This is a genomic window from Megasphaera sp. MJR8396C, from assembly GCF_001546855.1.
Classification (GTDB): domain Bacteria; phylum Bacillota; class Negativicutes; order Veillonellales; family Megasphaeraceae; genus Megasphaera.
The window spans coordinates 1-9,088 of the sequence record NZ_KQ958201.1 but is presented as its reverse complement, the minus strand read 5'-3'; the positions used below and the strand labels follow the sequence as shown (position 1 = coordinate 9,088).

The 9,088-nt window shown below is 50.1% G+C and carries 4 protein-coding genes; 2 read left to right on the top strand and 2 right to left on the bottom strand.

Features of this window, described 5'->3' with window-relative positions; translation table 11 throughout:
• Positions 1 to 1,894 (top strand): YadA-like family protein (locus HMPREF3201_RS07815; protein ID WP_197408277.1); only part of this gene is annotated, 1,894 nt, incomplete at its 5' end.
• Between the two features lie 112 nt (positions 1,895 to 2,006).
• Here HMPREF3201_RS07815 and HMPREF3201_RS07810 read toward each other — a convergent pair.
• The gene (locus tag HMPREF3201_RS07810; RefSeq protein WP_062412522.1) at positions 2,007 to 3,794 is read right to left on the bottom strand and encodes an ABC transporter ATP-binding protein; all 1,788 of its coding nucleotides are present in this window, start codon (positions 3,792 to 3,794) and stop codon (positions 2,007 to 2,009) included.
• Entirely contained in the window at positions 3,791 to 5,563 is a 1,773-nt protein-coding gene (locus HMPREF3201_RS07805; protein WP_369794837.1) for an ABC transporter ATP-binding protein, read from the bottom strand. Before HMPREF3201_RS07805 ends, HMPREF3201_RS07810 begins: the two co-directional genes overlap by 4 nt.
• A 307-nt stretch (positions 5,564 to 5,870) precedes the next feature.
• On the opposite strand from HMPREF3201_RS07805, the gene HMPREF3201_RS07800 reads away from it, so the two are divergent.
• On the top strand, positions 5,871 to 8,993 hold the full coding sequence (locus HMPREF3201_RS07800; RefSeq protein WP_062412520.1) for an ESPR-type extended signal peptide-containing protein: 3,123 nt from the start codon (positions 5,871 to 5,873) through the stop codon (positions 8,991 to 8,993).
• Positions 8,994 to 9,088 lie beyond the last annotated feature (95 nt).

Here is a 9,088-nt window from a genome sequence, read left to right as displayed (position 1 = left end):
GACCGTTACGGGCGTTAAGAATGGCAGAAATAACAGCATCGTCGTTGGACATAGTATCGACGTTGACGGTACTCATAACGCCGTTTTTGCAACGGATTACAATAATGGTGATAATAAGTTAACGAAAGTATTCGGTGAGCAGAATACCGTTCTCGGTGTCGGTAACCTAGTTGGCTATACTGCCGTGCAGAATGGCAATAGCTGGACCTATACAAAGAATGATTCCGGCTCTGACCAGAACGTTGCCGTAGGCTTGTTGAATACCGTAAGTGGCGGCAGTATTGCCGTTGGTACAAGTTCTCATGTCGATACGTTGGGCGCATCCTTTGGACATGCGAATTCCATTGAAGGCGGCATGATGGAAGGCGGCCAATGGCGAGTGGCCTTGGGCAACAATTTGAACGTCAAAGGTGAAATGGGTTTAGCTGTGGGTAACTCTGCTGAGGTTAATGGTGATTGGGCCATTGCGATTGGCAATAATAATCGTAATGAAACAACAACAACTGCCCAAGGTGCATATGCAATTGCTCTTGGTACTAACGCAAAAGCTACGAATACTTCAGCACTCGCATTGGGAACCAGCAGTGCGGTAAGCGGATTTTATGCTACTGCCTTAGGTACTGCAGCCAAAGCCACAGTTACCCAAGGCGTTGCCTTAGGTTCTTTTAGTACAGCCGATAGAGCCGGTGGAGTTTTCGGTTATGATCCATCTACTAAAAAAGAGTCTACAAGTAGCGAAGCCGCTTGGAAATCTGTTCTCGGTGCTGTATCTGTTGGGGGACAAGTTAATTATAGTGATGGTACTACGGGGCAAGCAACTCGTCAGATTACGAACGTAGCCGCCGGCTCCGCCGATACGGATGCCGTCAACGTGGCTCAGTTGAAACAAGTTCAAGAGTCTATTTCCGACGCTGTGAAGGAAGGCAAAACAACGATTGAAGCCGGTGACAATATTACTGTTGAAAAGGGCTCTACGGAAAACAGCTATAAGATTTCCGCTAAGGATACGACCCTTAAGGGCTCCGACAGCGCTCTTACACTTGACGGCAACAAACTCAAATTGGAAATTGAAGATACGGCGGGCAACAAGGTATCGGGCAGCGTTGAAATCGATAAAATCGGTTCTGCTATTGATACCAAGAACACCATTGCTAAAGCCGAAGGCGGCCATATTGATTTCACGACCAAAGATAATGACTTTGGCGGCACAGAATACTCCCTCAGCGTCGTGACCGACGGCAAGGTGGAAGCGGGCAATACGGGCATCGTCACCGGAGATACGGTGTACAATGAAACTCGCGTATCGAAAGACGGTGAATATATCAAACAATCGAATTCCGCGGCTGAAAACTTAACGGTCTTGGACAGCCAGGTGAAAACCAACACCGATGCCATCACCAATATTTCCGGCAACGTGACCAATCTGAACAGCCGTGTCAGCAAACTCGATACGCGCATCAACCGCGTCGGTGCCGGAGCAGCTGCCTTAGCGGCCCTTCATCCTCAGGATTATGATCCGACGGCCAAGTGGGACTTTGCGGCAGGCTATGGCAATTACAAATCGGCTAATGCCGTTGCTATCGGTGCCTTCTATCGGCCGACGAACGATGTTCTGTTCTCTATTGGAACCAGCATGGGCGGCGGGGAAAACATGTTCAACGCCGGCGTCAGCTTCAAGTTTGGCAGCAGCAATGAGTATTCAAATTACTCCAAGGCTTCTTTGGCAGAAGTCGTATCGGAACAGGCTTCGACCATCGGCTCTTTGAATGCTCGTGTGGAAAAGCAGGAACAGGAAAATGAAGCATTGCGGGCACAAGTTGAAAAACAGGCTCAGGAAAATGCCGAACTGCGCACACAGGTTCAGGACATCCTGCGCCAGTTGGCAAATAAATAAGCCGAACGCGAACTAGTAATCAAGGCCTTTTAGAACAAGACAAAACGGGACTGTCCCCGGGTAGATGTACCTGGGAACAGTCCCGTTTTTCTGTGGTCGAGATGGTGACCTTCTATACCGCCATGCCTTTGGCGTAATTTTCATACAGTTCTTTATAATAACCGCCGCGGGCCAAGAGTTCGCCGTGAGTCCCTTGTTCGACGATCTGGCCTTGATTGACGACGAGGAGAAAATCGGCGTCACGAATGGTCGACAGGCGATGGGCGATGACGATGCCCGTCCGGCCTTTCAACAGTTGGTTCATGGCTTTTTGGACTTCGACTTCGGTGCGGGTATCGACGTTGGCCGTCGCTTCATCGAGGACCAAGATGCTGGGATTGATTAAGAAAGCCCGGGCAATGGTCAATAATTGCCGCTGTCCCTGGGACAAGTCGTCGGCACCGTTTTTCAGCATCGTGTCGTAGCCGAGCGGTAGGGTACGAATAAAGTGGTCGGCCATAGCCAGTTTGGCGACCCTGACGATTTCTTCGCGGGAGGCATCCGGTTTACCGTAGGCGATGTTTTCGGCAATGGTGCCCGTGAAAATCCACGTATCCTGCAGTACCATGCCGATTTGCCGGTGCAGGGTTTCGCGGCTCAACTGGCGAATATCCCTGCCGTGAATGGTAATGGTGCCGCCGGAGATTTCGTAAAAGCGCATGAGGAGATTGATAATTGTCGTTTTGCCGGCGCCCGTAGGTCCTACGATGGCGACGACGTGACCTTTGGGAATCTCAAAATTGACATCCTCCATGAGAGGCTTATCGGCGCTGTAGTCAAAGGTTACGTGTTTAAATTCGATGGCATTGCCGACTGACGGGGCAGAGGCCGTTTGCCGGACTTCGGTTTCACCGGGAAGTGCTTCTATCGTACCGGAATCGTCTTCCAGGGGATAGTCTAAAATTTCATAGATGCGGCCCAAGGCGGCGTGCGTTTCTTGAAAGCGAGTCAAGATATAGGAGATGCGGGAAATGGGGTCCGACACTTGGCTGACGTAGAGGAAGAAGGCCTGAATGTCACCGAGGGTAATCTGGCCGCCGAGGACGAAGAGACCGCCTTGGATGGCGACCAGAACGTAGCCGATTTGGTTGATGAAATTGACCAGGGGCATGATCAGCTGGCCCATAAAGCCGGACTGCCGCTCGCGGGTGAAGAGGCGGGTATTCAACTCGCTCAGATTGTCCGTCGTGATTTTTTCAAGACCGAAGGCTTGGACAATCTGCTTGCCGGAAATCAATTCCTCGATGCCGCCGTTGACGGCTCCTAAGGCTTCCTGTTTGCGCAGGTAGATGGTGCGAGCCTTTTTGGCCGTAAAGGTCAGGCCCAGGACCCCGACGACGATGACGCTGAGGATGATGGCTGCCAGTTTCGGGCTAATCCAAATCATCATGGACACAGCCCCGACGATGCCGATAAAGGCTGAAATCATGCCGGGAATGCCTTCGCGCAGAGTTTCTCCGACAGCGTCCAAATCACTGGTCAGGCGGCTCAGCATATCGCCGCGGTTGTGCTGATTGAAATAGGCCATGGGCAGATGGTGGAGGTGGTGGCTCACGCGGCTGCGCAGGGCCAGGACCATGTGCTGTGACGATCCGGCGATGATATATTCGCTGGCGTAGGTAAATACGGCGTGGCAGGTGTAAAAGGCGATGAGGAGCAGCACCGTATTCGTTGTTCCGTCTAAAATGGCCGTAATTTCCTGCTGCTGCTCGATGCCGTGAACGATGGCATCGACGATGTTGCCCAAGAGCCGCGGGGCAATGATTTCAAAACTGGCCGCCAAAATGAGGGCTAAGGTAAGGATGGCAAGGCGCCACCACTGGTCGCGTGAGTCACAGAGAAAGCGTTTGACGAGATTCATAGGGCCACCTCCTGTGAGGTCACGATTTGCTGGTAAATGGGGCAATGGGCCAACAATTCGTCGTGAGTTCCGACGCCGACGGCTTGTCCCTGATTGATAATCAGGATTTTATCGGCTTTTTGGGCGGCGCTGACCTTCTGCTCGATGGAGATGAAGGCGCGGCTTGTAAGTTTTTTATTTTCGGACGACATCGTAGTTTCGGCCGTTCCCCTGATTTCCTTAGCCACGGCCTTTCGTACTTGCTGCTCCGTAATGCCGTCCAAGGCAGAAAAACTGTCGTCGAAGATAAGCAGCCGAGGCTTTCTCACTAAGGCCCGAGCCATGGCCAGACGCTGACGCTGACCGCCGGACAGGTTGGTGCCGCCTTGGGCGAGCAGGTGGTCATAGCCGTCTTCAAAACGCTCGATAAACTCATGGGCGCCGGCAAGTTTGGCCGCCTCTTCCAGCTCATTGGCCGACAGGGCTTGGCCAGAATTTTGGGCCTTGCCGTAGGAAAGATTCATGGCGATGGATCCGGTGAAGAGGTAGGCTTTTTGCGGCACATAACCGATTTGGTTGCGGATGGATTCTATGGGCTGTGTGAAAATAGACTTACCGTCAAAGAGGATGTCTCCCGATTCAATGGGGTACAGGCCTAAAATAAGCTTGGCCAGCGTACTTTTCCCAGAGCCGATATCCCCCATGACGGCCATGGTTTCACCGGCTTTGAGGGTAAAGGAAATGTCTTTTAAGGCCGCTTCTTCGGCGTCGTCATAGCGGAAGGTGACGTGGCGGAACTCCAATAAGGGTGAGTTTTTGCCAGAGACTGTAGGCACATTTTTTTCGGGATCGACCGTATTTATGAGCTCTTTGGCGGAATGGATGCGCAAAGGATTTTGCGAGGTGATTTTATTTTCAATGTGCAGCAGTAATTCTTGAATTCGACCATAGCAGATGACGGCTTCCGGTACGTCGAGGAGGACGAAGACGGCCATGATGAGGTTCATCAAAATGAGGGTGGCGTATTCGATAATGGCCATGATGTCGCCGATCTGCAGTTCTCCCGAATCGATTTGGTAGCCGCCGAGCCAAAGGATGACGACGGTACTCATATTGAAGATGATGAGGATACTGGGGAGGCCGATGGCATAGGTCCGGGCCAACTGCGTTTCTTTGGACGACAAATCGGAAAACATCCGGATTTCAGCGGCTTTTTCATCGCGGCTGCGATTAAAGGCCCGAATGACCGACATGCCGATGATGTGGTCGCGGACCAAGTCGGTCAGTTTGTCCAGTTGCTGCTGGACGGCCCTGACGATGGGCAGGGCCCGTTTTTGGATGACAACCATGAGGGCGACCATCATGATCATCAGGCTCAAGATGATGAGGCCCATTTCAAAACTTTTATAGAAGGTAAGGCTCAGGCCGACGAGAATCATGAGGGGCATGGGAAGAATCATATTGATGCCTTCAGAGAGGACGGATTGAATTTTTTCGACGTCCCGCGTAGCCCGCATGAGCAGGGTGCCCGTGCCGTATTTAGAAAAATCGGATAGAGAAAAGTCCTGTAGGGCCTGTACCAATTGCTGGCGCATGCGGAGGCTGACATGAGAGGCGATGTGAGAACTCAAATAGACGGCGCCCAGGGAGCCGATGAGGGTCACCAGAGAGGCGCCGAGCATGGCGACGCTGAGGCGGCTGATGGCGTCGAGATCGCCCTGAAGAACGCCTTCGTTGATGATGCTGGCCGTTAAAGTCGGTACGGCCAGCGCACTGACGACGTGAATCAACGAGAGCAGACAGGCGCTTAAAAATGCCCATTTGACAGGCGTTATATAAGTGGAGCTGAACTTCATAAGCATCTTTTCCTTTCTATATATTCTAGCGCCATTGTACCATATTTATCTACTTTTTATCGACGATAGGGATGAAACAGGGGAGAGAATATTTTGAACGACGAAGGAAAATTTTTCTGTTGACTATAAAAGTATAAAATTCTGACATAAAGTGACTAACTTTACGATTATATTAAATAATTGTATACTTATAGTGTAAGTTTTAATCGCAGTGTTACTGGATTTAGAAAGGAGCGCCTTTATGAACAGGATTTATCGGGTTATTTGGAGTCGAGCAAAGAACTGCTGCGTCGTCGTGTCGGAAATGGCCAACAGTCGGACCAAGAGCCATGGCCGTCGTATCGTGAAAAAGACGGCTTTAGCAGCCATGGTTTTAGCAGGACTGAGCCTGTCCGGCATGTGGATGTCTTCCTATGCGGCGGATAACATTGTCGTCGACAGCGGTACGGCGACGGGGGCGACCAATACCGTGACCGATGATAAAACGGCTCGCGTCGTAGGAACGGAAAACTCCGTGACCGGCAGTGAAGATGCGAATATCCTTGGCGATACCAATACCGTTGAAGACAGCAATGGCGTCAATATCGTCGGCAATGATAATAAGGTGACAAAGAGCTACCCTTACGATGGTGGAACGAGATATGAAGCGAGCCTGGATACTCGGATTTTTGGTAATAATAATGAAGTTCGGGGTAGCCGTAAACAACACGTCATCGGCGATAATAATAAGATAATTGCCCGAGATGTCGGCACGGTTACCGATTATGGTCATCCGGAAGGCCGTGAACCTAACATTTCTGACTTAACTATTGGTCGTGGTAATGTTATTACAGGTAATGATACCTATCGCAATGAATGGGATGCTTTAACTGTTATCGGTAATAATAATAATATTAGGGGGACGGCTGCAGGTATTGTTATTGGTGATAATCGGAATAATACTGAGCTTACAGATTCTATTATTATTGGATCTTTGTCGACTGATGAAAAGAACTCTGCTGATAATGATATCCGAGGAAGGAACATGGTTGTCATCGGCTATCATGCCTTTGGTGGGGATGGCAGTACGGCAATCGGGAGTCGAGTAAAAACTTTAGGACCTGCAAGCACGGCCGTAGGTATTCGATCGACTGTTGAGGCGATGACTTATTATGCTTCTCTCTATGGTATTGATAATAAAATTAGTACCGAAAGTGACACTGGATTTGGTGTATCAATAGCAACCGGCGCTTTCGGTATGCTGAATAAGGTTGATTCATCATTTAACTCCATGGTTTTTGGTACCGGTAACCGGGTGACCAATGCATTTGGTAATATAAACGAAGGCATTGAAGGTGGATTCCTCTCCGGTCGTATGGGCGAGCTGCTCTATCACGGCGGTGATAATATCGGATATAAAGAACATTTTTCTGAAATCATGGGTGATTATGCTACTCTTAACGGCGGCTCTGTATTTGCTCTGGGGAACGGCAACGTATCGGATTATGCCAGACGCTCGTCCATCGTTGGCACGGGGAACATTTTGAATGGTACAGAAACTGCGGCCAGTGATTATAACATGGTTACAGGCTATCAAAATAAAGCAAATAATGTCAATAATGTCTCTGTCATGGGGACCGGCAATAAGCTTAGCGATGCGACGACAGACGTCGTCATCGGTGATTACCATACCTTATCAGGTGGTAAAAATAACGTCATTCTGGGAACGATGGGGACCAAAGATGGATATGAAGAGCAAACGTATACTCCGCAGAGTTACGCTCATACGACGGGTGATCTGCAGTGGACAGGAGATACCCTTACTTATGTAGTAAAGGTACAGAAACCGGTAAGAGAACATACGGCAAATATCAGCAATGCCGTCATGCTCGGCTATAATACGGATGTACAGCATGATGGCGGTGTGGCTATTGGTAGTAATGCTATTGCTTCAGTTGATAAAGGCGCTTATGGATATAATCCGGTTACCGGCAAGGCTTTTGACAGTGAAGCGGCCATTGTGGCCTTCACCGGAAAAGCAGCTAAATTGGAAGAATTGAATACGAAGATACCCGGTTTGGAAACGGCTCTTTCCGATGCCAAAACGGAGTATGACAGCAAGGTTTCCGATTACTTGGCAAAGAATGCCGACTATGTTCAAGCTGTACATGCTTATAACGGGATTGACCATGATTCGGATCAGGGTAAAAAAATTAAAGAGCAGATGGATGCCGCCAAGGCTGCCAATGATGCCGCCAGAGATGCCATGGATGCGGCCGAATCCAGCATGAATGAGGCTAATACCGCTTACACGGCAGCCGTATCGGAAAAGACTAAGATTACTTCTACATGGCAGTCCAATGCCGCTGCTGTTTCCGTTGGTGACAGTGAAACGGGTATCACTCGTCAAATCACCAACGTCGCTGCCGGTACTGAGGATACCGATGCCGTCAACGTGGCTCAGCTCAAAGCTGCCGTAGATGCAGCAGGCACGGGCTTGCAAGAAAGTACGGACGCGTTGACCTTCCAAGATAATAAATTGGGCCTGTCCATTAAAAATTCGGATGGGACGGAAATTATTTCAGGCAGCGTCAACTTATCGACCATTGCTTCGGCTATCGATACGAGAAACACCATTGCCAATGCCGACGGAGACAGCACGATTTCTATCGACAGTACGGGAAAGAATACCATTGGCGGGACGGAATACAAGATTAAGGTCAATACCGACGGCAAGGTGGAATCGGGTAACACGGGCATCGTGACTGGCGGTACGGTATATAACGAAACGCGAGTCGCTCAAGACGGTACGTATGTGAAGAAATCGAAGTCGGCCGGGGATAACTTGACGGCTTTAGACAGCCAGGTAGCTGCTAACACGACCCAGATCACGACCAATACCAATAAGATTACCAGCCTCACCAATGAAGTGACGGATATTTCCAGTAACGTGACCAATCTGAACGGCCGGGTCAGCAAACTCGATACGCGTATCAACCGCGTCGGCGCCGGGGCAGCGGCTTTGGCAGCCCTCCATCCTCAGGATTACGATCCCAGCGCCAAGTGGGACTTTGCGGCAGGCTACGGCAATTACAAATCGGCTAACGCCGTCGCTATCGGCGCCTTCTATCGGCCGACGAACGACATCCTCTTCTCCATCGGAACCAGCATGGGCGGCGGAGAAAACATGTTCAACGCCGGCGTCAGTTTCAAGTTCGGTCAGGGCAGTCCTTATGCCGGCTATTCGAGAGATGCTTTGGTCGGCGTCATTTCCGAACAGCAGCAGGAAATCGACACCATGAAGGCGGAAAACGAAGCCAAGGATAAACGCATCGACGCCCTTGAAAAGCAGATGCAGGATATTATGAACCGCTTGAATCAGTAATCAGTGCTTCATAAAGACATAAGAAACAGCCTCCTTTATCGGAATCGATAGAGGAGGCTGTTTTGGTATGGGGTTTACCCTGTTGAGCTGGCAAC

What these genes read in the sequence shown, in the direction of transcription:
- HMPREF3201_RS07810 (WP_062412522.1), bottom strand. Translation starts at nt 3,794, where the DNA reads ATGAATCTCGTCAAACGCTTTCTCTGTGACTCACGCGACCAGTGGTGG.
- HMPREF3201_RS07800 (WP_062412520.1), top strand. Translation starts at nt 5,871, where the DNA reads ATGAACAGGATTTATCGGGTTATTTGGAGTCGAGCAAAGAACTGCTGC.